This window comes from Nonomuraea sp. NPDC048881 (assembly GCF_040649795.1).
GTDB lineage: Bacteria > Actinomycetota > Actinomycetes > Streptosporangiales > Streptosporangiaceae > Nonomuraea.
Genome location: NZ_JBEZGC010000007.1, coordinates 37,782 through 62,233 on the forward strand (window position 1 = coordinate 37,782; position 24,452 = coordinate 62,233).

Consider the following 24,452-nt stretch of genomic DNA (forward strand, 5'->3'; position numbering starts at 1 on the left):
CCGGCGGCGGCACGGGCACAACCTGTGGCGGAGGCTCTTCGGACTCCCCCAGCGAGGTGTGCATGGTTCCGTTGATCGGGATCGAAGAGGAATACCTCGTCGTCGATCCCCGCACCCGCCACGTGTCCCCCCGGGCGGCCGAGGTCCTGGCCGCCGCGACGGACATGCTCGACGTGGCCCACGAGATCACCCGTTTCCAGGTGGAGGCCCGTACGCCGCCCTCCGCCGACCTCAGTGAGCTGGGCTCCCAGCTCCGGGCAGCACGGAAGGAGGTGTCCGAGGCGGCCCGGTCCTGCGGCCTGGCGGTCGTGGCCAGCGGCATCCCGGTGCTCGGCAACGTCATGCCGCCGCCGCTCACCGACGACCACCGCTATCAGCAGGGCAAGGAGCTCTACCGGGCGTTGCAGGACGAGATCAGCATCTGCGCGCTGCACGTGCACGTCGACGTACCGGACGAGGAGATCGCCGTCTACGTCGGCAACCATCTCAGACCCTGGCTGCCGACGCTGATCGCGCTGGCCGCCAACTCGCCGTTCTTCGTGGGCCGCGACACCGGCTACGCGTCCTGGCGGGTGATCAGCTGGGGGCGGTGGCCGGTGTCCGGGGCGCCGCCGTACTTCCCGACGTTCGGCGACTACGAACTGGCGCTGCGTGCGCTGTCGGAGTCGGGCGCGCTGATGGACCCCAAGACGGTCTTCTGGGACACCCGTCCGTCGCCGAGGCTGCCGACGGTCGAGATCAGAGTGGCCGACGTGCCGCTCGACGTGAGTGACAGCCTGACGATCATCGGCCTGATCCGGGCCCTGGTCGTGACCGCGTTGCGGGAGGTGGCGCGCGGCGACCGCGGGCTGCCGATCCCGTCGGAGGTGCTGCGGGCCGCCTACTGGCGGGCCGCCCGGGACGGCCTGGTCGGCGACAGCCTCGACGTGCGGCACGGAACGCTCGTGCCCGCCACGGTGATGGCCCGCCGCCTGTTCGGCCACGTGAGCGCTGCGCTGGCCGAGGCCGGCGACCTGACCTTCATCGAAGAGGGCCTGGAACGGCTGCTGAGCAAGGGCTCCGGGGCGGTGCGCCAGCGGCGCGTGCACGCCCGGGGCAACGACCTGACCGACGTGGTCGATGACCTGATCGAGGCCACCGTCGCCTGAACCGCCCGTTCGACGCAGCTTCACCGCAGCGCGAGCACCGCCGCCACGCCGAGGCCGAAGGTCACGACGACGCCGCGCAGCACGTTCGGCGGCATGAGCCGGGCCACGCGGGTGCCGAGGAAGCCACCCGCCAGGCTGGCCGGCGCCACCACCGCCACGGCCTGCCACTCCACCGGGCCGAACAGCGCGAACGCCACCACCGACACCGTACTGACGACCAGCGACAACGCGGCCCGTACGGCGTTGACCCGGTGCAGGTCGTCGTGCAGGAACATGCCGAGCACGGCCAGCAGCAGCACGCCCATCCCGCCGTTGAAGTAGGCGCCGTAGCAGCCGCCCAGGAACACCCCGGCGTACACCAGCCTGCTCGGAGGCTGCCCGGCCGCGCCGCCGAAGCGGTCCTTGAGCCACGGCTGGGCCAGCAGCGCGAGGCTGGCGAAGGTCACCAGCCACGGCACCAGCGAGTCGAACAGCCGGCCCGGCGTGAGCAGCAGCAGCGAACAGCCCGCCACGGAGCCCGCCACGGTGGCGGCCGACAGCGCCGTCACCCTGCGCCGCTGCCCGCGCAGCTCGGCGCGGTAGCCGACGACGCCGCCCAGGTAGCCGGGCCACAGGGCCACCGCGTTGGTCACCGACGCGGTGACGCCCGGGTAGCCGAACGCCACCAGCGCCGGGAAGGAGATCAGCGTGCCGCCCCCGGCCAGCGCGTTGACCGCCCCCGCCAGCAACCCGGCCCCCACCAGAAAAACCAGCTCCCCAACCGTCACCACCCCACCCCCAGCCGCGACGCGCGATCGGTGGTGGTCCCCGCCGTGGGTCGGGGCGTGCGGTCGGTGGTGGTTCTCGCGTTCAGGCGGGACGTGCGGTCGGTGGTGGTCCCGGCCTTGGGGCGGGACGTGCGGTCGGGGGGCGTCCTCGCGTTCAGGCGGGGCGTGCGGTTGCCGGTCATCGGCCCGCCGCGTAGCCCTGGGCGCCGCGGGGGTTGGCGGCGGCCCGCAGGAAGGCGCCGTCGCGGGCCACCGCGCTGAGCCTGCCGAGCGACCACGGGCCCTCGACCTCGACCTCGTGACCGCGCCGCCGCAGCTCGGCCACCACCCCCGGGTCCAGCCGCTCCTCGACGTGCAACACCCCGGGACGCGAGCCACGCGGGAAGAACGAGCTGGGGAAGTGCGCGGAATGGAACATGGGCGCCTCGATCGCCTCCTGGAGGTTCAGCCGCCCGTGCACGACGGCCAGGAAGAAGTTGACACTCCACTGGTCTTGCTGGTCGCCGCCCGGCGTGCCGAACGCCAGCCACGGCCTGCCGTCCCGGGTGGCGAACGACGGCGACAGCGTGGTGCGCGGGCGCGCGCCGGGCCGCAGCGAGGCGGGCAGCCCCTCCTGCAGCCAGAACATCTGCGCCCTGGTGCCCAGGCAGAAGCCGAGCTCGGGGATCGTGGGGGAGCTCTGCAGCCAGCCGCCGCTGGGCGTGGCCGAGACCATGTTCCCGAACCGGTCCACGACGTCCACGTGACAGGTGTCGCCCCGCACCGCGCCGTCCGGCGTCACCGTCTGCTCACCGGCGCCGGTCAGAGTGCGCGGGCGGCCGGTCGGCGGTGCGTCGTGGCGGGCGACCGTCGGCTCGCCGATGCCCGGACGAACGGGCGCCGGAATCGCGGGGGAGAGGGCCGCCGTGCCGGGCGGGAGGACCGGCAGCCGCGGCTCCCGGCCGCCGGGCGCGCCCGGCCGCAGCTCCAGGCTGGCCTCGGTCCCGATCAGCCGCCGCCGCTCTTCGTTGTACGCCGCGCTCAGCAGGTCCGCCATGGGGACGTCCGCGTCGCCGTACCAGGCTTCGCGGTCGGCGAAGGCGAGCTTGGCCGCCTCGGTCACCACGTGCACGTAGTCGGCGTTCAGGAAGCCGGCGGCGTCGAGGTCGAACCCGGACAGCAGGGCGAGCTGCTGCAGGAAGACCGGCCCCTGCCCCCAAGGTCCCGTCTTGTACACGGTGTGCCCGCGGTAGTCGAAGCTCACCGGCTCCTCGACCGTGGCGGACCAGCGGGCCAGGTCGTCCCCGGTGAGCAGGCCGCCGTGGACCTCGCCCGAGCTGTCCCGCCAGGCGGTGCCGGTGCTGAAATCGGCGACGGCCTCGGCGACGAAACCCTCGTACCAGGCATGCCGGGCGGCGGCGAGCTGACCTTCGCGGGTGGCCGAGGCGTCCTCGGCCTCGGCGACCAGCCTGCGGTAGGTCGCCGCGAGCACCGGGTTGGTTAGCCTCGAACCCGGTGCGGGCACCCGGCCGTCCGGCAGCCAGGTGGCCGCCGACGTGGGCCAGTCGTGCCTGAACAGCTCCTCGACCGTGCCGATCGTGGCGGCGATCCGGTCGAGCACCGGCACGCCGCGCTCGGCGTAGTGGATCGCCGGGGCCAGCACCTCGGCCAGCGACCAGGTGCCCCAGCGCTCCAGCAGCAACATCCAGCCGCCGAACGCGCCCGGCACCGTCGCGGCCAGCAGACCCGTGCCGGGGACGACGTCCAGCCCCATCGCGGCGAAGCGCTCGACGGTCGCGGCGGCGGGGGCCACGCCCTGGCCGCACACCGCCGAGACCTTCTGCTCCTCCTCGCTCCACAGCAGGATCGGCACCTCGCCGCCGGGGCCGTTCAGGTGCGGTTCGGCGACCTGGAGCACGAACCCGGCCGTCACCGCCGCGTCGAAGGCGTTGCCGCCGCGCTCCAGCACGCCCATCCCGGCCGCCGAGGCCAGCCAGTGGGTGCTGGCGACCATGCCGAAGTCGCCCGTCAGCTCGGGTCTGGTGGTGAACAACGGTCTCTCCTCCGGGGGGACGGTTCAGGAGACTGTATACAATCCGTGCGTCTCACCCGTGCTGCGGGGTACCGGTTGCCGCCTGTCTAGTCGATCGGCTGGTTCGCCGTACGGGGCACGGCCGCGAGGAACGACCGGCGGGCGGCGGCGACGTGCGCGACCGCCCTGGCCTGGGCCTCGTCCTCGTCGCCCGCCGCGATGGCCTCGCACAGGCTCAGGTGTTCCGTCCAGGAGTGCGGCCCCCGGGCGGCGGCGGTCTGGCTGAAGACCCACTGCGCCCGCAGCACCATGGGCCTCATCATCAGGTTGAGGTAGGAGTTGCCCGCCGCCTCGCCCACGGCCAGGTGGAAGGCGGTGTTGAGCTCGGCCACCTCCGCCGGTCGCCCGGCCTCCACGGCCTCCCTGGCCGCGTCGAGGATCCGGCGCAGCCGCGCGACGGCCTCGGGGCTGCGTTTGCGCGCCGCCAGCCGGGCGGCCAGGCCCTCGACCGCCATGCGCACGTCGAAGAGCTCCTCGCCCTCCTCGGCCGTCAGCCGCGCGACCGTCGCGCCGACCCGCGGGACGACCTCGACGAACCCCTCGGCCGCCAGCACCCGGATGGACTCGCGCACGGGGTTGCGCGACACGCCGAGCAGCGCAGCCAGCCGATCCTCGACCAGCCGCTCTCCCTGCGCCAGCTCACCGGACAGGATGCGACGACGCAGCTCCTCGGTGACCTCGCCCAGCAGCGTCGTACGCCCCGCGCCCCGCATCACATCAGCCATATGGCCGCCCATCGTATACAAATCCGCGGGCGGCCGACCGCCACCACCACCGACTGGTCAGGCGCGTAGGCGCAGCCCCCGGGGGGTCGGATGGAACCCGGCCGCCTCCAGGGCGGCCGCCAGCGGCGATTCCACGATGGACGTGCCGTCGGCCCGCTCCACCGTCAGCTTGCCGAGCGCCCCGTCGCGTACGGCCAGCGCCAGCGCGTCGACCGCCGGTTGCAGCCGCTCGTCGTCGGCGAACGACAACAACGTCTTGCCGCCCCGCTCCACGTACAGGACGAGGTAGCCGTCCACGAGCACGACCAGCGCGCCCGCCTTCCTGCCCGGCTTGTGCCCGACGTCGCCGGGACGTTGCGGCCAGGGCAGCGCGGCCCCGTACGGACTGGCCGGGTCGGCGGCGGCCAGCACCACGGCCCGCCGCCCGGCCCCGCTCCGGCCGCCTTGACCAGGCATCCCGGCCTCGCCGCCCTGGCCGAACCCGCCGCCTCCGGGCCGTGAGCTCCGGCCACCCTCTCCACCACCGAACCCCCCGCCGGGGGGACCGAACCCCCCGCCGCCGGGCCGGCCGGTCTCCCAGGCGGGGATCTCGGGCGGCGAACCAAAGCCCTCGCCCGGCCCACCGCCGGTCGGTGCGACGCTCGGGGTCATGGCGCGCATCCGGTCGACCGCGCCCGCCAGCGCGAACTGCGCACCCCCCAGCCCTTCGACGAAGTACCCCCGGCGGCACCGCCCGCTCTCCTCATAGGCGCGAAGCACCTGGTAGACGGGCGTGAACCCGCCGGGCAGCCGTTCGGAGGTCACCGCCCCGCGCGTCACCACGCCGTGCCGTTCGAGCAGCACCTCGGCCTGCGCGTGCGCCCGCTGCGTCGCGTCGTCGGCCGGACCGGGCAGCAGCCACCACCGCCCGGCCACGGTCGGCGGCCCGCTCCTCGACGGCAGCACGGCCCGGCGCCGCCGCGTCGTGGCGGGCCGGTGCGCCGGACGCCCGGTGCCCAGCGTGGCCCGCAGCGGCGCGAGCGTGTCGCCGGAGACCCGGCCCGACCACACCAGATCCCACAACGCCGAGACCAGCGTCGCGTCGTCGAGCGCCCCGCCCTGGGCCCCGAGCTGGTCGGAGATGCCGCGGAAGAACAGCGCGCCCCCGCCGCCCAGCAGGTCGAGCACGCGCTCGTGCAGCGGGGTCATCGTGATCTCGGCCGGGTCGGGCAGCAGCAGCGGCGCGGTGTCGGCGAAGTAGAGCGACACCCATCCGTCGCCGCCGGGCAACGACCCCTGCCCCACCCACATCACCTCGCCCGACGAGGTCAGCTCGTCGAGCAGCGCCGGATGGTAGCCGGGCACCCGCGAGGGCAGCACCAGCGTCTCCAACGCGGACGCCGGCACCGCGGCCCCCTGGAGCTGCTCGACGGATCGCACCAGCGCGTCCATGGCCCGGGCCGCCCCCGCCCGTGAACCGTCGGACGACGTGCCAGAACCGGTGATGCCGTGCCAGGCGGGCAGGAAGCGGGCCAGCGTCTCGGGCGCGACCGGCTCGACCTCTTTGCGCAGCCGGGCCAGCGACCTGCGGCGCAACATCCGCAGCACCCCGGCGTCGCACCACTCCTCGCCTCGGCCGCCCGGCCGGAACTCGCCGTTCACCACGCGCCCCGAGGCGGCCAGCCGCCGCAGCGCGTCGGTCACCACGGCCGCGCCGAGCCCGAACCTGGCGGCGGCGGTGCCTGCGTGGAAGGGCCCGCGGGTGCGGGCGTGCCGGGCCACCAGGTCGGCCAGCGGGTCGGGCACCGGCTCCAGGAACACGTGCGGCACCCCCACGGGCAGCGGCACGCCGAGCGCGTCGCGCAGCCGGGCGGCGTCCTCCACGGCCGCCCACTGCTCCTCGCCCGCGATGCGCACGCGGATGGCCCGGCGCGCGCGTTCGAGCTCCTCCAGCCAGGACGGGTCGCCGCCGCGCACGCTCACGTCGGGCGTCAGCAGCGGCCCGTGCGAACGCAGCAGGTCGGCCAGGTCTTCGGCGTCGCGCAGCGGCCGGTCGAGCCGGGCCAGCTCGCGCTCGCTGCTCACGATCACGTCGGGGTCGAGCAACTCGCGCAGATCGGCCTGGCCGAGCAGCTCGGCCAGCAGCGTGGTGTCCAGCGCCAGGGCCTGCGCGCGGCGTTCGGCCAGCGGCGCGTCGCCCTCGTACATGAACGCGCCGACGTAGTGGAACAGCAGCGACGCGGCGAACGGCGAGGCCTGCGACGTCTCGACCTCCACCACCCGGATCCGCCGGGCCGCGATGTCGCGCATGAGCTGGACCAGCCCCGGCACGTCGAACACGTCCTGGAGGCACTCGCGCATCGTCTCCAGCACGATCGGGAACGAGGCGTACTGGGAGGCCACGCCCAGCAGATGGGCGGCCCGCTGGCGCTGCTGCCACAGCGGGCTGCGCCGGCCCGGCACGCGGCGCGGCAGCAGCAGCGCCCGCCCCGCGCACTCCCTGAACCGGGAGGCGAACATCGCCGACCCGCCCAGCTCCTCGGTGACGATCTGCTCGATCTCCTCGGCGTCGAACGCCGCCACGTCGGTGGGCGGCTCGGCCAGCGTGTCGGGGATGCGCAGCACGATGCCGTCGTCGGAGTGCACGGCCTGCACGTCGATGCCGTAACGCTCGCGCAGCCGCCGGTTGATCGCCAGCGCCCAGGGCGCGTGCACCCGCGCGCCGTAGGGGGAGTGGATCACCACCCGCCAGTCGCCCAGCTCGTCGTGGAAGCGCTCGACCAGCAGAGTACGGTCGTCGGGCACGTAGCCCGTGGCCTCGCGCTGCTCGTCGAGGTAGGCCAGCAGGTTGCTCGCGGCGAACTCGTCGAGCCCCGCCTCCCTGATGCGGTCGGTGGAACCCTGTTTGGCCTGCTCCCGCAGGAACTGCCCGATCGCCCGGCCCAGCTCGGCCGGACGCCCGGCCGTGTCGCCGTGCCAGAACGGCAGCTTCCCCGGCTGGCCGGGAGCGGGCGAGACCAGCACCCGGTCGGCCGTGATGTCCTCGATCCGCCACGACGTCGCGCCCAGCACGAACACGTCGCCCACCCGCGACTCGTAGACCATCTCCTCGTCGAGCTCGCCCACCCGGGACGCCTTCTCACCCACGAGGAACACCCCGAACAGGCCGCGGTCGGGGATCGTGCCGCCGTTGGTCACGGCCAGCCGCTGCGCGCCGGGCCGCCCCTGGAGAGCGCCGGTGACGCGGTCCCAGACGATGCGCGGCCGCAGCTCGGCGAACTCCTCGCTCGGGTAGCGGCCGGCCAGCATGTCGAGCGTCGCCTCCAGCGCGCTGCGCGGCAGGGTGGCGTAGGGGGCGGCCCGCTTGACCACGGTCTCCAGCTCGTCGACGGTCCACTCGTCGAGCGCGGTCATGGCCACGATCTGCTGGGCCAGCACGTCGAGCGGGTTACGCGGGTAGCGCAACTCCTCGATCTGCCCGCCGCGCATGCGCTCGGCCACCACGGCCGTCTGGACGAGGTCGCCCCGGTACTTGGGGAAGATCACCCCTCGGGAGACCGCGCCCACCTGGTGGCCGGCCCGGCCGATGCGCTGCAGCCCGCTGGCCACGCTCGGCGGGGCCTCCACGCACGCCACCAGGTCGACCGCGCCCATGTCGATGCCCAGCTCCAGGCTGGAGGTGGCGACCACGGCGGGCAGCCGCCCCGACTTGAGCGCCTCCTCGATCTGGGCCCGCTCCTCCTTCGACACCGAGCCGTGATGGGCCCGGACGATCTCGCTCACCACGCCCTTGCTCGCCCCCGCCTGCGCCATCGTCTCGGCGGGCATGCGCCTGGACGGCGGGGGTTCCTGGTCGTCCGGCGACGGCTCCTGGCCCTGCGGCGGCGTCTCCCAGATCGACAGGTCGATCGCCTCCGGGCCCTGCCGCCGCGTGTAGGCCAGCTCGTTGAGCCGGGTGCACAGCCGCTCGGCCAGCCGCCTGGAGTTGGCGAACACGATCGTCGAGCTGTGGGACTCGATCAGGTCGAACAGGCGGTCTTCCACATGGGGCCAGATCGACCGGCTGGACGACGGCTCGACCTGCTCGGGATCGGGCGCCCCCGCCATCTCCGTCATGTCCTCGACCGGGACGACGACCTCGATCTCGATGCGCTTGTCGGACGGCGGCTGCACCACCGTCGCCGGACGCGTGCCGCCGAGGAAGGCCGCCACCTCGCTCACCGGCCGCACGGTCGCCGACAGCCCCACCCGCTGGGCCGGACGCTCCAGCAGCGCGTCGAGCCGCTCCAGGCTGAGCGCCAGATGGGCGCCGCGCTTGGTGGCCGCGACCGCGTGCACCTCGTCGACGATCACCGTCTCGACGTCGCGCAGCGCGTCGCGCGCCTGGCTGGTGAGCAGCAGGAACAGCGACTCGGGAGTGGTGATCAGGATGTCGGAGGGCTTGGCGGCGAACCGCCTGCGCTCCTCGGCCGGGGTGTCGCCGGAGCGGATCGCCACCGAGATCTCCGGCACCGGCAGCCCGAGCCGGCGCGCCGTCTGCCTGAGCCCGGCCAGCGGCGCGCGCAGGTTGCGCTCGACGTCGACGGCCAGCGCCTTGAGCGGCGACACGTAGAGCACGCGCGTGCCCGGCTTGTGCCCCTTCGCGACGCCTTCGCCCGGTGCCTGATCGGCCGCCCGCGCCGCGAGCCGGTCGAGCGACCACAGGAACGCCGCCAGCGTCTTGCCCGACCCCGTGGGGGCGACGACCAGCGTGTTGTCGCCGCGCGCGATCGACTCCCACGCGCCCTCCTGGGCTGCCGTGGGCGCCTGGAAGGCGCCGGCGAACCATTGCCTGGTCACCTGGGTGAAGTGGTCTAGCGAGCTCACCAGCACATACTGCCTCGCGCCACCGACAGAAAACGCATTCGAGCGGCGCCGGGTGGTTGAGCGGGGGGCAAGGCGGACATACAGCGACCGTGACCATTGATTATGCCGCCGTCGAGACCCGACGCGCACAGTTGAGAAGCCAGTACGCCTTACCGCACCGGCCGTCGAGCAGCGCCCGTGGCCTGCACCACGTGGCCATGTTGTCGTCCGATGTGGAGCGGACCATCAAGTTCTACCAGGAACTGCTGGAGTTCCCGCTGACGGAGATCATCGAGAACCGCGACTACAAGGGTTCGAGCCACTTCTTCTTCGACATCGGCAACGGCAACCTGCTCGCGTTCTTCGACTTCCCGGGGCTCGACCTCGGCCCGTACCAGGAGGTGCTCGGCGGGCTGCACCACGTGGCGATCTCCGTCGACCCCGCCACCTGGGAGCGGCTGCGCGGCAAGCTGGAGATGGCCGGCGTGCCGCACCAGATCGAGAGCGGCGCCTCCATCTACTTCAAGGACCCCGACGGCGCCCGCCTGGAGCTGCTCGCCGACCATCTCGGTGAGATGTACGGTGCGCGAGTTCTGTGACGGTTCGTCCCGGCTCAGCGCCGTGACGCCCTGCGCGTACGCGGGCTGCCCGCACGCGGCTCCCGCCTGATTCCCGCGTGCCGCTCCGATCGCTGTCCCTTCTCCTTCTGGACGGCCTGCCGCATCGCGAGTAACAGCCGGCGGCGCCGCGCCCTGTTGGCCTTGGTCCTGGCGGTCTTCGGGGGTGAAGACTTGGGGGTCTTTGGCATGCGGATGTCTTACCCACACCTGACGCGATTCCATACTTGGTCCATGCGCCTGACCGAGTTCTGGAGACGGATGAACGTCCATTTCGGCGAGACCTATGCCGAGTCGTGGGCCCGCGACTACGTGATCGCCCCGCTGGGCGGCCGTACCGTCATCCAGGCGCTGGCCGACGGCGAGAGCGCCAAGACCGTGTGGCGGGCCGTGTGCCAGGTGGAGGACGTCTCGCCCGGGCTGCGCTGAACCCGGGTCGGGGACGTTCCGTCCCGGGCTACGTCGAGCCCAGCGTCCGGCGAAGCGCGTCCGCCGTGGCCTCCAGGTCGTCCGCGCTGCCCTGGCCGCCCGGCGACCACAACAACGTCCAGCCCCCGCTGGAGGGGGTGGCGAAGATGATCGTCTGGCGGCGCGTGCGCGGATGCCACACCCACAGCACCGGATCGTCACCGCCGACCATGCGGCTGACCAGCCCCTGATGGGGCAGCAACTCGGCGAGCGCCTCCAGAAGGGTGCGTCGTTCCCCGGTGTAGCCACTCGCCACTTCGCCGCCTCCCAGCCAATCCCCTGCATGGGAGTCTCCCCAGCTCACGGCGTATGACAACACGTCGGCGGCAACCCGCGCGGGAGATCGCGAACGCCCTCGCCCCACGTGTCCCCGGTGCCCCCCTGGCCCCGGTGCCCGTGCTCTCCGCGTCGGTGGGGAGAGCGTCCGTGACGTCTCCCCACGCGGCGATCCGCATCCTTCGGGACGGTCCAGGTCCGCGTTCTCCGGGACGGTCCAGGTCCGCGTTCTTCGGGACGGGCCGGATTCGTGTTCTCCGGGACGGCCGGAGCCGCGTTTTCCCGGAGGGGTCAGATGTCGCTCGTCCGCGAGGGACAGGCGTTCGTCGGACCCGGACCCAGGCAGCCGCCCATGCGGGGGCACCCCGTCACCTCCGCCCGCCGCGCCCGATCCCACGGCCGTGACCCCCCGGGCAGACCCCACGGCCAATCGGCCGGCAACCACCATGAACGCGAGCGACGTCCGAGCATCGGCCTCGCCCTCCTCTGAACACGCCGCATGCATCCCAGCAGCGTGTTCGTGATGTGATCGAACAGCCGTTCGGCTACGATGAACCTGCCGAACCCGGCCACGCCTTCCCCGACCGTCTCAGAAAATGTCGGTGGCAGGCCGTAGCTTTCACTCGACTGATCGGACCACGACCCTCCAGAGGGAGCTCCCATGGCTATCAACGACCGCGAGAAGGCCCTCGAGACCGCGCTCGCTCAGATCGAGCGGCAGTTCGGCAAGGGCTCCGTCATGCGACTGGGCGACGACGCCCGAGCCCCCATCGAGGTGATCCCCACCGGGTCGATCTCCCTTGACGTGGCCCTCGGCATCGGCGGCCTCCCGCGTGGGCGCATCGTCGAGATCTACGGCCCCGAGTCCTCGGGCAAGACCACGGTCGCCCTGCACGCGGTGGCCAACGCCCAGCGGGCCGGCGGCATCGCGGCGTTCATCGACGCCGAACACGCCCTTGACCCCGAATACGCCAAGAAGCTGGGCGTCGACACCGACGCCCTGCTGGTCTCCCAGCCCGACACCGGTGAGCAGGCGCTCGAGATCGCCGACATGCTGATCAGGTCCGGCGCGGTCGACATCATCGTCATCGACTCGGTGGCCGCCCTGGTGCCCAAGGCCGAGATCGAGGGCGAGATGGGCGACAGTCACGTCGGCCTCCAGGCCCGCCTCATGTCCCAGGCCCTGCGCAAGGTCGCCGGCGCGCTCAACAGCACCGGCACCACCGCGATCTTCATCAACCAGCTCCGCGAGAAGATCGGCGTCATGTTCGGCAGCCCCGAGACCACGACCGGTGGTAAGGCGCTCAAGTTCTACGCCTCCGTCCGCATGGACATCCGCCGCATCGAGACCCTGAAGGACGGCACGGAGGCGGTCGGCAACCGCACCCGGGTCAAGGTCGTCAAGAACAAGATGGCCCCGCCCTTCCGCGTCGCCGACTTCGACATCCTCTACGGCGTGGGCATCTCCCGCGAGGGCGGCCTCATCGACATGGGCGTCGAGCACGGCTTCGTCCGCAAGTCGGGCGCCTGGTACACGTACGAGGGCGACCAGCTGGGCCAGGGCAAGGAGAACGCGCGCAACTTCCTGAAGAACCACCCCGACATGGCCAACGAGATCGAGAAGAAGATCAAGGACAAGCTCGGGGTCGGTCCGAAGCTCGACACGCCCGCCGAGCCCGCCGCCGCCGCCGTCCCGGCTCCCGCCGCCGCGCCCTCGGGTCGTGGCTCGAAGTCCACCCCCAAGCCGGGTGACGTCTGATCGGTCGGCGCATGAGTGACAGGGATCCGTCGCAGGCGCCCCGTTCCCAGGACTGGGGCGCATGGCCCGACCTCCCCGCCTCGGGGGAGCGCAGAAAGCGCGGACCCCGCGGCCCCCGGGCCACCCCCTCCGACCCGACGTCCACCTCCACCACCCCCGGGTCGCCGACCTGGGCCACCCCGGCCGAGTCGATGTCCGGGGCCACCACCCCCGAGCCGGTGACCCGGGCTACCGGCCGTCCGGCCTCGGGCAGGGGCTCACGTGGCGCCGACCTGGCCCGGTCGGCCGCGGACGGCTGGCCGTCGGTAGACGAATGGCACGAACAACGCGCCCGCCTCCGCGCCGCCGCCTCCGAGCCGACCACCCCCGACGACGACCACCCCCCGACCACCCACACCAGGGCAGATGACCCGGCTCCCCACGACGGGCTGGCCGACGCCGCCGATCCCGCCGGGGCCGCTGGCGTGGAGGGCATGGCCGTCCACGATCAGGCGGACGCTGCGGTCGTTCACCATGAAGCGGACGACGTGGTGGTTCGCGACGATGTGGACGACGTGGTCGTCCTTGCGCAGGTGGACGACGTGGTCGTACCTGCGCACGTGGACGACGAGGGTGTGTCGGGCTGGGGCACGGGCGGGCAGGCCGTTGTCGTGCCCCCGGCGTGGGGCCCCGGCCGGGAGATGGCCGCGCCGACCTTCCACTGGCCGGGCGACCCCCGCCCCCAGGCCGACGAGAAAGATACGGACTCGACTCGCGAAGCCGACAGGAGCCTGAGCAATAGGGCTGAGGTCGGGCTGGGCCAAGGGGCGCCCGTCGTCCCGAACGATGAGGCTGACGTCGGGCCGCGCAGAAGGGCGGGCGTTGCGCCGGAAGGTGACGCCGGTGTTGGGCTGGGCGAAGGGGCTGGCGTCACGCCGGGCAGTGAGGCCGATGTTGGGCTGGGCGGTGAAGCGGGTTTCGGGCTCAGGCCGCGCAGTGAGGTGTTCATGACGTGGCCGGGCACTGAGCATGGCGATCCGGCTGACCGGCCCTCTCCCGGCCGGCTCCACTCGGCCGCCCCCAGCGCTCAGGACGACGAAGCCGCCCCCGACGGCAGCCCGTCTGATCGCGGCCGAGCTGGTGGGCGAGGCAGTGCCCGGACCGGCGGCCGGGCCGGGGGACGGGGATCCCGAGGGCGCTCGGACGAGGGCGCCGACGCGCCGATCTTCGTCTGGCCAGGCGAGCGTAAGACCCCTGCCGACCGCAGCGGTGTCCCGGACTTGCTTGCCGAAGACGCCCGCACCGAACCGGCCCGTAAGGGCAGTTCCGGAAGGCGTAAGAAGAAGGCCCAGATCGACGAGGGATTCGCCGGAAGCTCCCCGGGCGAGCTGGGCGATCATGAAGGCGAGGGCGCTGCCGGGGATGCTGGGCGGCGCACGAGCAGGCGGAGGGCTCGGGACGGCGAGGGTTTCTCTGGAAGCCCTTCGGATGAGCTGAGTGGCCATGACGGCGAGGATGCTGCCGGCGTTGCTCCGCGGCGTACGAACGGGCACGGAGATCAGGAGAATGAGGAAAGCTCCGGGGCGCGGTCGGCTGGGCTGAGTGGTCAGGATGACGACGGGGTCGCTGAGGAGCGCCTGCGGGAACGGGAAGATCCGTACGAGCCGGGCGGCGTTGGCGGAAGGCCGGAGGGTGAGGCTTCCTCCGAGGAGAAGCGCGGCGCCGATGAGTGGCATTCTGAGGTGCTGGCCGGAAGCAGTTGGTTCGGCGATGAGCAGGACGCGGGTGGGAAGAAGCGTTCAGGCAAGGGGCGCCGGACAGGCGGCCGGGGCACTGGACGAGGGAGCGGCAGGGGGAGCGGACGCTTCGGGAGAGGCGCGACCGGCCGTGGCGGCCCGCCGTCCGACGGGTCGCCGTCTGACGGGCCAATGCACGACGGGCCAATGCACGACGGGTCATCGCATGGCGGGCCGTTGCCTGATGGGCCGGACGTCGGCAGTTCCGCTGCGGCGGCGCCCGCGGCGGACCCGGAGTCCGTTGCGCGGGCCATCTGTCTTCGGCTGCTCACCATGGCTCCCAAGACGCGGGCGCAGCTCGCCGAGGCCCTTCGTAAGCGGGACGTACCGGATGAGGCTGCCGGAAGGGTGCTTGATCGGTTTGTCGAGCTCGGGCTGATCAATGACGAGGCGTTCGCGGAGGCATGGGTCGATTCCCGGCACCATGGTCGGGGCCTCGCCAAGCGTGCGCTCGCGGCCGAGTTGCGCCATCGGGGTGTGGACACCGAGACCGTGAAGGAAGCCGTGGAGCGCCTGGACTCCGACCAGGAGGCCGAGACGGCCCGACGGCTGGTGGACCGTAAGCTCGCCTCCACCCGATCTCTCGACTCGCAGACCCGTACGCGGCGTCTGGCCGGCATGCTCGCCCGCAAGGGGTACTCGTCGGGGCTGGCGTACCGGGTGATCCGAGAGGCTCTCGAACAGGAGGGCATCGACCTGGAGGACGACTTCTCCTGATCCCCCAGCGGCCTCCACCAGGTCCGGAGCTCGTCACGCTCGGGGCTCAGAGAGATGGAGGGGCTGTGGGTCTGCCTCCGGGCCGGGCACTCTCTCGCTCGGGGCTTGTGGGAGGGGCTGGAGGTCTGCCGCCGGATTTCGGATTTCAGGGAAGCCGAAGGGGGCCGTCGGTCTGCCGCCGGGTTCTGAGCTCGGAGACCCAGGTGGTTGTGGGGGTGCTGCAGGGTTGGAGCTTCCCCGTGCTCAGGTTCAGAGAGATGGAGGGGCTGGGGCTGCCTCCGGGGCTGAACCCCTCTCCCATTCGGGGCTTGAGGGGGCTGGAGGGCTGACGCCGGGTTCGGAGCATAGGAAGGCCGAAAGGGTTGCGGGTCTGACGCCGGGTTTGGGGCTTCTCGCGCTCGGGCTCAGGCAGATGAAAGGTTGTGGGGCTGCCGGGCCGAAGCGTCTCGTGTTCAGGGGGCAGGGAGGCGGAGGGCGTGGGCTGCTGCCTGGATAGGCGCCCATAAGGATGGGGTTGGGGCGCGGAGGAGGCGGAAGGCGAGGCAGGGGGATCGCCTCAGAGCGCTGGTCCGTGGAGGCTTGGGGTGCTGAGTCACTGGAGGTTGGGGGATTGGCTTGGGGCTTGGGGCGGTGGGGTGGGGTTAGGGGAGTTGGTTGGTTTGGTGGAGGTGGTCGAAGATGAGTTGGTCGACCGGCGATACGCGGTTGCGGTCGGCGTAGGTCAGCCAGGTGATCTCTTCGATCTCGTTGCCGGGGGTCGGGACTCCGTGGTGCTCGGCGGTGTAGCAGGTCATCCATACGGTGACGCCGTCGGCGTGGCCGTGTGCCTGGGCGTGGAAGGTGCCCAGGTGGGTGGCGGTGGCCGGGATGATGGTGATGGAGAGTTCCTCGCGGATCAGCGTGTCGAGGTCGGTTTCGCCGGGCTCGCGTTTGCCGCCGGGGAGGTAGTAGGCGTTCTTGCCTCGTGAGCGGGTGCTGAGGATCTTGTTGTTGTCCAGGTGGATCCAGGCGATCTTGTCGATGAGGTTGTTCACCGTGTGCTCCTGTTGGGGCGGGCGAGCTGGGCGTCGGGCGTTCGAAGAGTTTCTCGCGGGCGGCGGGGGACGTAGGGCTGGGGTGCCCGTCGGAGGCCTACGGTTTCACGGCCGGTGGTCGCTGGGTGCTGGTTGTGGGGTTTGTCTGGGCTATGGGGGTTGGAGAGGTGCGGGTGGGGGACAAATGGGGGTGATCGTGGGTTATGTGGTTGATTGGGGAGATGCGGGCCTGTAAGACACGCTTGAGGACGCGTTTGCTTGCCCGTGACCTGTTCGACGCATAACCTCGACGGCAGTGAGGAGTTACTCCGCGCAGCGCGGATTGCCATACCGGTGAACGACGGACGAACGAGCTCGGTTGATCGAGGCAGGCGAGGTGTCGGCTATGGGGGCCGATGCCCGGTCCGCCTTGGCCTGACATCGGCCCTGGAGACGACGCCGACCGGGCTTTCCGTGGCGCGCACGTGACCCCTCCCGTTTTGGGTCCGCGTTATGAGGTGTTGACGACGCGAGGAGGGCGGGGCGCGCATGCAGCCGCTTGTCGTGGTGCTGATGGTGGCGGTGCTCGTGCTCGCGTTCGGGATGATCGTGGCGCTGCTCGTCGTCATACGCCGTACCTCTAGCGGTTTGCCCCGGAAGTCCGAGCCGAGCCCTGAGCAGGTGGAGGCCGTACACACGGAGCTTGAGGAGGCGCGGGAGCGGGCCAGGGAGATCCGCGCCAAGGCGGAGAGCGACGCCGAGGAGCTCCTGCGCAGGTCGGAGAGCGCCGTCGAGAGCGCCGCGCAGATGCGGCGGGAGGTCGAGGAGGAGAGCCGGATCCTGAAGTCCGAGCTCAAGGAGCTCCGGACCGATCTCGAACGCAGGGAGGCCAGGCTGGCCGAGCGCGAGCAGCGGCTCGACGAGGAGGCCAGGCGGCAGTCCGAGCGGGACAGGAAGCTGGCCGAGACCGAGGTCGAGCTGGCCGACCGGCGCGAGGAACTGCTCCAGGTCGAGGACGAGCGGCGGGTGATCCTGGAACGGGTCGCCGGGCTGACGGGCGAGCAGGCCAAGTCCGAGCTGGTCAAGGAGATCGAGAACCAGGCCAAGCGCGAGGCGGCGCTGATCATCAGGGAGATCGAGGGCGAGGCCCGCAAGGAGGGCGAGAAGCGGGCCACCAAGATCGTGACGCTGGCGGTCCAGCGGGTGGCGGCCGAGCAGACGGCGGAGTCGGTCGTCAGCGTGCTGCATCTGCCCGGCGACGAGATGAAGGGCCGGATCATCGGGCGCGAGGGGCGCAACATCCGGGCGTTCGAGTCGACCACCGGCGTGAACCTGATCATCGACGACACGCCGGAGGCGGTGTTGTTGTCGTGTTTCGACCCGGTGCGCAGGGAGACGGCGCGGCTCACGCTGGAGAAGCTGGTGCTGGACGGGCGCATCCATCCGCAGCGCATCGAGGAGGCGCACGACCGCAGCCGCCAGGAGGTCCAGGACCTCTGCGCGCGGGCCGGCGAGGACGCGCTGGTCGAGCTCGGCATCACGGACATGCATCCCGAGCTGACGCTGCTGCTCGGGCAACTTCGATACCGTACCTCCTACGGTCAGAACGTGCTCAAGCACCTCATCGAGTCCGCGCACATCGCCGGGATCATGGCGGCCGAGCTGAAGATGAATCAGCAACTCATGAAGCGGTGCGCGCTGCTGCACGACATCGGCAAGGCCCTCACGCACGAGGTCGAGGGCAGTCACGCGCTGATCGGCGCCGAGATCGCCCGCCGGTACGGCGAGCAGGAGGACGTGGTGCACGCCATCGAGGCGCACCACAACGAGGTCGAGGTCCGTACGGTCGAGGCGGTGCTCACGCAGGCGGCCGACGCCATCAGCGGCAGCCGTCCGGGGGCGCGCAGGGAGTCGCTGGAGGCGTACGTCAAGCGGCTGGAGCGGCTGGAGGAGATCGCGCAGTCGTACGAGGGCGTGGAGAAGGTGTTCGCCATGCAGGCCGGGCGGGAGATCCGGGTCATGGTCAAGCCGGACGCGATCGACGACATCCAGGCGCAGGTGATCGCCCGGGACGTGGCCAAGCAGGTGGAGGAGGAGCTGACGTACCCGGGGCAGATCCGGATCACGGTGGTGCGCGAGTCCCGCGCCACCGAGTTCGCCCGCTGACCCCGAGGAGACCACCCGCCGGTCCCAAGCAGGCCCGCTCATTCCGAGCCCCTTCCGAGCCCCTTCCGAGCCCCTTCCGAGGAGGCTGGGAGCGCGGGGCAGGGGCGGAGCGTCCAAAGGCGCAGATCAGGCCGATGCCGAAGCCCTCTGACGGGCGAGATGGTTGCGAGGGCGGCGCGTCGGCGGGCGCGCGTGGTGCGCCCGCCGGGAGGCGCCGCTCGCATCGTCAGGCCAGACGGATCCGGGGGTCCAGGAGCCCGTAGGCGATGTCCACGATCAGGTTCGCCACCACCACGGCGGTGGTGGCCAGGATGACGACGCCCATGATCACCGGCAGGTCCCCGCTGATGAACGCCTGCACCACCGCCTGCCCGATGCCGCCGAGCCCGAAGACCGACTCCGTCACCACCAGACCGCCGATCAGCGTGCCGATGTCCACGCCGAGCTGGGTCACCACGGGGGTCAGCGCGGCCCGCAGGCCGTGCCGGTAGATGACGCGGCCCTCGGGCACGCCCTTGGCGCGGGCCGTACGGATGTAGTCCTCGCCCAGGACGTCCAGCATGGAGCCCCGGGTGAGCCGGGCGTACGAGGCCGCCTGGACCATGGCCAACGTGATCCACGGCAGGATCAGGTGCCGGGCCCATTCGCCGGGGTTCTCGGAGAAGGGCACGTAGGAGTCGGGCGGCAGGATCGGGGCGCCCGCCATGGTGAGCTGGAAGAAGAAGAAATACAGCAGCAACAGGCCGACCACGAACGTCGGCATCGAGACCCCGGCCAGGGCCAGCGTGGTCAGGGCGCGGTCGAGGAACGAGCGTACGCGGGTGGCGCTGAGCACGCCGGCGCCGACGCCGACGCAGAGCCACAGGACGGCGCCGCCGAGCACCAGCGAGAACGTCGGCGGGAAGTCCTGGGCCAGCAGCTTGCCCACCGATTCGCCCGAGAAGTACGACTGGCCGAGGTCGCCGTGCAGGAGCCGACCCAGGTAGTCGAAGTACTGGACGATGGTGGGACGGTCGAGGCCGAGGTTGTGCCGGATCAGGTCGACCTGTTCGGGGGTGGCCTGGCGGCCGGCCAGCGTACGGGCGGGGTCGCCGGGGGCGACGAAGAACAGGAAGAACGTGCCCAGGGAGACCAGCCACAACACCAGCACCCCGAGCAGTGTCCGCCGCAGCAGGAACCGTCGCAACATCAGCCCTCCACCTCCTGAAACAACCCCGGCATCCCACCCCGGTCACGAAGCAGCGGCATCGGACCCCCCAGCACCGGCATCGGACCCACCGACGGCGGGCGCGGAGGCCGAAGTGGACGCCGGAGCGGACGCCGGAGCGGACGCCGCGCGCCGGTTCCGCCGTCGCCGGCGGCTGAACAGCCGTTCCATCCGGGGATCGATGGCGTCCCTGATCCCGTCGCCCACCAGGTTGAACGCCAGCGTCGTGATCAGCAGCGAGGCCGCCGGGAAGCCCAGATACCAGTACGCCACCCGGTAGAACCCCTGGGCCTCGCTCAGCAGGTTCCCCCACGACGGGGTGGGGGGAACGATCCCGAGCCCCAGATAGGACAAGGTGGACTCGAACACGATCGCGGCCGGCACCAGCAGCGTGGTGAGGACGATGACGGGGGCCAGCAGGTTCGGCAGGATGTCCACGAACATGATCCGCGCGTCGCCGGCCCCCATGGACCGGGCCGCCTCCACGTACTCGCGTTCCTTGAGCGACAAGGTCTGGCCGCGCACCACGCGGGCGATCGCCGCCCAGGAGTAGAACGAGATCACCCCGATCGTCGCGGTCAGCGAGGGCCCGGCGATGGACACCACCGCGATCGCGAAGATCAGGTACGGGAACGACAGGACCACGTCCATGAGCCGGGACAGGATGGTGTCGATGACGCCGCCGTAGTAACCGGCCAGCAGCCCGATGACGACTCCGATCAGCGCCGCCACGCCGGTCGCGACCACGCCGACGAGCAGCGAGACGCGCGCGCCGTACAGGACCCTGATGAACAGGTCGCGGCCGAGGCGGTCGGTGCCGAACCAGAACTCGCCGTTGGGCGCGACGGGCAGGCCCTGGTCGGTGATGCCGGTGTCGCGGAACTGCTCGTCGGGGTCGTGGCCGTTCCACGCCGAGATGAGCGGCGCGGCCAGGGCGAGCAGGCACAGCAGCACGACGACGATGCCCGAGATCAGAGCCACCCGGTCGGACCTGATCCGCGCCCAGGCGAGCTGCCAGGGGCTGCGTCCGGCGATCGTGCGGTCGGTGACGACGTCCGGACGGATCTCCGTGAGAGTCATGCGGTCCTCCCGGCGGTCAGGTCCTCGCCCGCCTCGACGGGGTAGTGACAGGCCACCAGGTGCTCCTGGGGCGCCAGCAGCGGTTCCTCGGCCGAGCAGCGTTCGCGCGCCTTCGGGCACCGCGGATGGAACCGGCAGCCGGCGGGCGGGTCGATCGGCGAGGGCACGTCGCCGGTGAGGATGATGCGGTGCCGCCGTTCGGCCTCGTCGGGGTCGGCCACGGCGGTCGCCGACAGCAGCGCGTTCGTGTACGGATGGCGGGGCGCCGCGTGCAGCTCCTCAGCGGTGGCCAGTTCGGCCACCTTGCCCAGGTACATGACCGCGATCCGGTCGCTGACGTGCCGCACCACCGACAGGTCGTGGGCGATGAACAGGTACGTCAGCCCGAAGTCGTCCTGGAGGTCCTTGAGCAGGTTGAGGATCTGGGCCTGGATGGACACGTCGAGCGCCGACACCGGCTCGTCGCAGATGATCAGCCGGGGACGCAGCGCGAGCGCCCGCGCGACCCCGATGCGCTGCCGCTGCCCGCCGGAGAACTCGGCGGGGAACCGGTTGTAGTGCTCGGGGTTGAGCCCGACCCGTTCCATCAGCTCCTGGACGGTCCGCCGCAGCTCCTGGCCGCTCTGCACCCGGTGGATGACGAGCGGGTCGGCGATGATCGAGCCGACCCGCCGGCGCGGGTTCAGCGAGCCGTACGGGTCCTGGAAGATCACCTGGATGTCGCGCCGGTAGGGCCGCATCCGGCGCCGCGGCAGGTTCGTGATGTCGGCGCCGTCGAAGCGCACGCTGCCGGAGGTGATGGGATGCAGGCCCGCGATGCACCGGGCCAGCGTGGACTTGCCGCAGCCGGTCTCGCCGACCAGGCCGAGCGTCTCGCCGGGCGACAGCGACAGGCTGACGCCGTCGACGGCTCTGACCTGGCCGATCGTCTGCTTGATCAGCATGCCGCTGGTGATGGGGAAGTGTTTGACCAGGTTCTCGACTTCGAGCAGCATCAGGTCTCCTCCGCCGTGCCGAGCACCGCCCGCTTGCGCAGCGCCTCGGCCTCCGCGCCGAGCCCGATCGCCTCGTGCGGCAGCCAGCACGCCGAGGCGTGCCCGCGCGCGCCCGTGATGGAGGCCAGCGGCGGCCGTTCGGCCGGACAGACCGGCATCACGTACGGGCAGCGCGGATGGAAGGCGCACCCGGACGGGATCGCGATCAGGCTCGGTGGCGAGCCGGGGATGGGCCGCAGCCGTCCGCCGCGGTCGCCGGTGCTGCCCGGGATCGACTCCAGCAGGCCCTTGGTGTACGGGTGGTGCGGTTGGTAGTAGAGCGTGCGCCGGTCGGCCCGCTCGACGACGAGCCCGGCGTACATGACGAGCACCTCGTCGGCCATGCCGGCCACCACGCCGAGGTCGTGCGTGATGAGGACGAGCGCGATGTCGAACTCGGCCTGCACCCGCCCGATCAGCTCCAGGATCTGCGCCTGGACGGTCGCGTCCAGCGCGGTGGTGGGCTCGTCGGCGACGATGAGCTTGGGGTTGAGCGCGAGCGACATGGCGATCATCGCCCGCTGCCGCATGCCGCCGGAGAACTGGTGGGGGTAGTCGTCCACCCTGCGGTCGGGACGGGGGATGCCCACCAGGCCCAGCAGCTCGACGGCCCGTTTCCTGGCCTCGGCGCGGCGCGTGCCGGGGTTGTGGACGCGGATCAGCTCCTCGATCTGCCAGCCGACCTTGTAGAGCGGGTGGAGGCTGGTCAGCGGGTCCTGGAAGACCACGCTGATCTCCGCGCCGCGGATGCGGCGAAGTTGTTCGTTGTCGAGTCCGAGCAGGTCGACGCCCTCGAACAGGGCCGTGCCCGTGATGTCGGCGTCGGGGGTCAGCCCGAGTATCGCCTGGGTGCTCACGGTCTTGCCGCTGCCGGACTCGCCGACGATCGCCAGAGTCTGGCCGCGGTCGACGGTGAACGACAGCCCCCGCACCGCCTGGACCACGCCGTCGGAGGTGGGGAAGGACACCTGGAGGTCGGTTACCTCAAGCAGGCTCATATGTCTCCCTCGCGGCCGTCCCGCGGGCCCGCCTGCCGGCGCGCCCGCGGGACGCCGGTCGTCAAGGCGTGCTGGGGTTCAGCCAGAGGTTGGTGACGTCGTAGATCTGGTACGACGGCAGGTACAGGGCGTTCTGCACCCGCTTGTTCTTGTAGAGCGGCGTGTTCTGGTTGTTCAGCGGTACGATCACCGCGTCGCCCAGCACCGTCTGGTCGGCCTCGTGCCACAGCGCCGCGGCCTTGGCCTGGTCGGTCTCGGCGAGCGCCCGCTTGATCAGGTCGTCCACCTTGGGGTTGCTGTAGCAGCCGTAGTTGCTGGTGCCGGCGTTGCAGTTGGTCTGGAACAGCGGCTGCATGACCGCGCGGCCGTTGTTGCCGTACCAGTCGGGGATCCAGCCGGGGGCCGACAGGTCCCATTCGCTGTTCTTGGCGTGCGAGGGCGTCTGCAGGTAGGTGTAGTAGTCGCCCTGGCGCAGCGGCAGGCCCTTGACGGTGATGCCGCACTTCTTCAGGTCGGCCGAGTACGACTGGTAGTTGGCCGGGTGGTTGCCCGCGTTGCGGAAGGCGCCGATGAGGGTCAGCCCGTTGGGGTAGCCGGCCTCGCTCAGCAGTTGCTTGCACTTGGCGGGGTCGCCCTGGTCGCCAGGCGTCGGGTACGGGTTGTACTCCTGGTAGCCGATGTTGCCGGGCGGGATGACCGTGTGCAGCGCGGTCGCGACGTCCGCGCCGCCGTAGATCTTGGCGATGGCGGTCTTGTTGATCGCGTACTCGATGGCCTGGCGGACCTTGAGCTTGCCCATCGCCCCGCCGGCGTTCTTGCTCTGCAGGTTGAACACCACGTACGGGTTCGTCACCGCGCCGGGGAAGATCGTGAAGTTGGGGTCGTTGCTCTTGAGCTGCGGGATCTGCGAGGTCGGCACCGGCAGGTCCCACGACAGGTCGGCGCTGCCGGCCTCGATCTGCTGCTGGACCGCGTCGGGCTCGCCGACGCCCATCTTGACGTCGATGGCGTTGACGTACTGGTGCCTGATCGGGTCGGACTCCTGCTTCCAGGCCGGGTTCTTCTCCAGCCGGATCGACTTGGTGGCCACGTACGAGGTGATCTTGTACGGGCCGTTGGAGATCACGTGCTGGCGGAAGGTGGCGTCGTCGGGGACGTACTGGTCGTACTCCTGCGGCGCCGCCGAGGCGAAGTTCAGGGCCAGGATGTTGAGGAAGTCACCGGCCGGCTGGGTCAGGGTGAAGACGACCGTCTTGTCGTCCTTGGCCTGCACGCCGGCGATGTCGTGGCCGTTCTGGAAGTCGGCCAGGGCCTTGGCGGTGGGCTTGGCCTTCTCGAACGCCTTGATGTAGGCGTCGCAGTACTCGGCCATGCCCTTGATCGTGCTGGTGTAGTAGCCGGGCGCGCCGGAGCCCGCCACCGGGTTGCAGATGCGCTTGAACCCGCGGACGAAGTCGCCCGCCGTCACCGGCCGCGGTGGCTGGGTGTCCCACTGCACGCCGTCGCGCAACTTGATCGTGTACGTGAGCTTGTCGGCGCTCAGGCCGCCGTTCGCCTCGGTGGGCAGTTCGGTCGCTATGTCGGGCAGCACCTCGTAGCCCTTGGTGGTGTCGGCTCCCGCCGCGACGCCCTGGAGGGCGTACAGCTGGCGCGAGTAGCCGCGCATGATCCCGATGGTGACGACGTAGTAGATGCTGGTCGGGTCGAGATGGTCGACGTCGCCCGAGCCCACGAGCCTGAGCGTGCCGCCCGTGACGGGGCTTCCGGAGCTCTGGCTTGCTGCGGGGGGCGGAGCGGATTTGCTGGT

18 protein-coding genes are annotated in these 24,452 nt (G+C 71.5%); 6 read left to right on the plus strand and 12 right to left on the minus strand.

Going from position 1 to position 24,452, the window contains the following annotated elements; translation table 11 throughout:
* Window positions 1-62 precede the first annotated feature (62 nt).
* Window positions 63-1,148, plus strand: a complete 1,086-nt coding sequence (locus AB0C33_RS25110) for a glutamate--cysteine ligase (protein WP_358291891.1) — start codon at window positions 63-65, stop codon at window positions 1,146-1,148.
* Window positions 1,149-1,168: 20 nt separating this feature from the next.
* On the opposite strand, the gene AB0C33_RS25115 is transcribed toward AB0C33_RS25110, so the two are convergent.
* The 4 genes from AB0C33_RS25115 to AB0C33_RS25130 all read right to left on the minus strand — a co-directional run bounded on the left by AB0C33_RS25115 (window position 1,169) and on the right by AB0C33_RS25130 (window position 9,556).
* The gene (locus AB0C33_RS25115) at window positions 1,169-1,915 is read right to left on the minus strand and encodes a sulfite exporter TauE/SafE family protein (RefSeq protein ID WP_358291893.1); all 747 of its coding nucleotides are present in this window, start codon (window positions 1,913-1,915) and stop codon (window positions 1,169-1,171) included.
* Between the two features lie 178 nt (window positions 1,916-2,093).
* Window positions 2,094-3,908 (minus strand): gamma-glutamyltransferase family protein, encoded by a 1,815-nt coding sequence (locus tag AB0C33_RS25120; RefSeq protein WP_358292766.1) that lies wholly within the window; start codon window positions 3,906-3,908, stop codon window positions 2,094-2,096.
* 125 nt (window positions 3,909-4,033) lie between these two features.
* Entirely contained in the window at window positions 4,034-4,711 is a 678-nt protein-coding gene (locus tag AB0C33_RS25125; protein ID WP_358291895.1) for a GntR family transcriptional regulator, read from the minus strand.
* Window positions 4,712-4,768: 57 nt separating this feature from the next.
* The gene (locus AB0C33_RS25130) at window positions 4,769-9,556 is read right to left on the minus strand and encodes an ATP-dependent helicase (protein WP_358291896.1); all 4,788 of its coding nucleotides are present in this window, start codon (window positions 9,554-9,556) and stop codon (window positions 4,769-4,771) included.
* Window positions 9,557-9,747: 191 nt separating this feature from the next.
* Between AB0C33_RS25130 and AB0C33_RS25135 the strand changes: the two genes are divergently transcribed.
* Window positions 9,748-10,134, plus strand: a complete 387-nt coding sequence (locus tag AB0C33_RS25135) for a VOC family protein (protein ID WP_352352390.1) — start codon at window positions 9,748-9,750, stop codon at window positions 10,132-10,134.
* Between the two features lie 252 nt (window positions 10,135-10,386).
* The gene (locus tag AB0C33_RS25140; protein WP_352352391.1) at window positions 10,387-10,581 is read left to right on the plus strand and encodes a DUF3046 domain-containing protein; all 195 of its coding nucleotides are present in this window, start codon (window positions 10,387-10,389) and stop codon (window positions 10,579-10,581) included.
* Between the two features lie 28 nt (window positions 10,582-10,609).
* Here AB0C33_RS25140 and AB0C33_RS25145 read toward each other — a convergent pair whose 3' ends face one another.
* The gene (locus AB0C33_RS25145; RefSeq protein WP_358291898.1) at window positions 10,610-10,876 is read right to left on the minus strand and encodes a hypothetical protein; all 267 of its coding nucleotides are present in this window, start codon (window positions 10,874-10,876) and stop codon (window positions 10,610-10,612) included.
* Between the two features lie 681 nt (window positions 10,877-11,557).
* Here AB0C33_RS25145 and recA point away from each other — a divergent pair.
* Window positions 11,558-12,655, plus strand: a complete 1,098-nt coding sequence (gene recA, locus AB0C33_RS25150) for a recombinase RecA (protein ID WP_358291900.1) — start codon at window positions 11,558-11,560, stop codon at window positions 12,653-12,655.
* A gap of 257 nt (window positions 12,656-12,912) precedes the next feature.
* Here the strand turns inward: recA and AB0C33_RS25155 are convergent, their stop codons facing one another.
* Entirely contained in the window at window positions 12,913-13,254 is a 342-nt protein-coding gene (locus tag AB0C33_RS25155) for a hypothetical protein (RefSeq protein WP_358291902.1), read from the minus strand.
* A gap of 387 nt (window positions 13,255-13,641) precedes the next feature.
* Here AB0C33_RS25155 and recX point away from each other — a divergent pair, with 387 nt between their 5' ends.
* The gene (gene recX / locus AB0C33_RS25160) at window positions 13,642-15,147 is read left to right on the plus strand and encodes a recombination regulator RecX (RefSeq protein WP_358292770.1); all 1,506 of its coding nucleotides are present in this window, start codon (window positions 13,642-13,644) and stop codon (window positions 15,145-15,147) included.
* A 641-nt stretch (window positions 15,148-15,788) separates the two neighbouring features.
* On the opposite strand, the gene AB0C33_RS25165 is transcribed toward recX, so the two are convergent.
* Complete coding sequence (locus AB0C33_RS25165) at window positions 15,789-16,181, minus strand: NUDIX domain-containing protein (protein ID WP_358291904.1); 393 nt, start codon at window positions 16,179-16,181, stop codon at window positions 15,789-15,791.
* 528 nt (window positions 16,182-16,709) lie between these two features.
* Here AB0C33_RS25165 and rny point away from each other — a divergent pair.
* Window positions 16,710-18,326, plus strand: a complete 1,617-nt coding sequence (rny, locus tag AB0C33_RS25170; protein ID WP_358291906.1) for a ribonuclease Y — start codon at window positions 16,710-16,712, stop codon at window positions 18,324-18,326.
* A 226-nt stretch (window positions 18,327-18,552) separates the two neighbouring features.
* Here the strand turns inward: rny and AB0C33_RS25175 are convergent, their stop codons facing one another.
* The 5 genes from AB0C33_RS25175 to AB0C33_RS25195 form a co-directional block, all read right to left on the minus strand.
* A complete protein-coding gene (locus AB0C33_RS25175) occupies window positions 18,553-19,515 on the minus strand; it encodes an ABC transporter permease (RefSeq protein WP_352327360.1) in 963 nt (320 codons plus the stop codon).
* A 42-nt stretch (window positions 19,516-19,557) separates the two neighbouring features.
* Complete coding sequence (locus AB0C33_RS25180; protein WP_358291908.1) at window positions 19,558-20,613, minus strand: ABC transporter permease; 1,056 nt, start codon at window positions 20,611-20,613, stop codon at window positions 19,558-19,560.
* Window positions 20,610-21,608 carry a dipeptide ABC transporter ATP-binding protein gene (locus AB0C33_RS25185; protein ID WP_358291910.1) on the minus strand — a complete coding sequence of 333 codons (999 nt, stop codon included), beginning with the start codon at window positions 21,606-21,608 and terminating at the stop codon, window positions 20,610-20,612. The genes AB0C33_RS25180 and AB0C33_RS25185 overlap by 4 nt, the downstream gene beginning before the upstream one ends.
* The gene (locus tag AB0C33_RS25190; protein WP_358291911.1) at window positions 21,608-22,645 is read right to left on the minus strand and encodes an ABC transporter ATP-binding protein; all 1,038 of its coding nucleotides are present in this window, start codon (window positions 22,643-22,645) and stop codon (window positions 21,608-21,610) included. Before AB0C33_RS25190 ends, AB0C33_RS25185 begins: the two co-directional genes overlap by 1 nt.
* A 61-nt stretch (window positions 22,646-22,706) precedes the next feature.
* Window positions 22,707-24,377 carry an ABC transporter substrate-binding protein gene (locus AB0C33_RS25195; protein ID WP_358291912.1) on the minus strand — a complete coding sequence of 557 codons (1,671 nt, stop codon included), beginning with the start codon at window positions 24,375-24,377 and terminating at the stop codon, window positions 22,707-22,709.
* Between the last annotated feature and the right edge of the window lie 75 nt (window positions 24,378-24,452).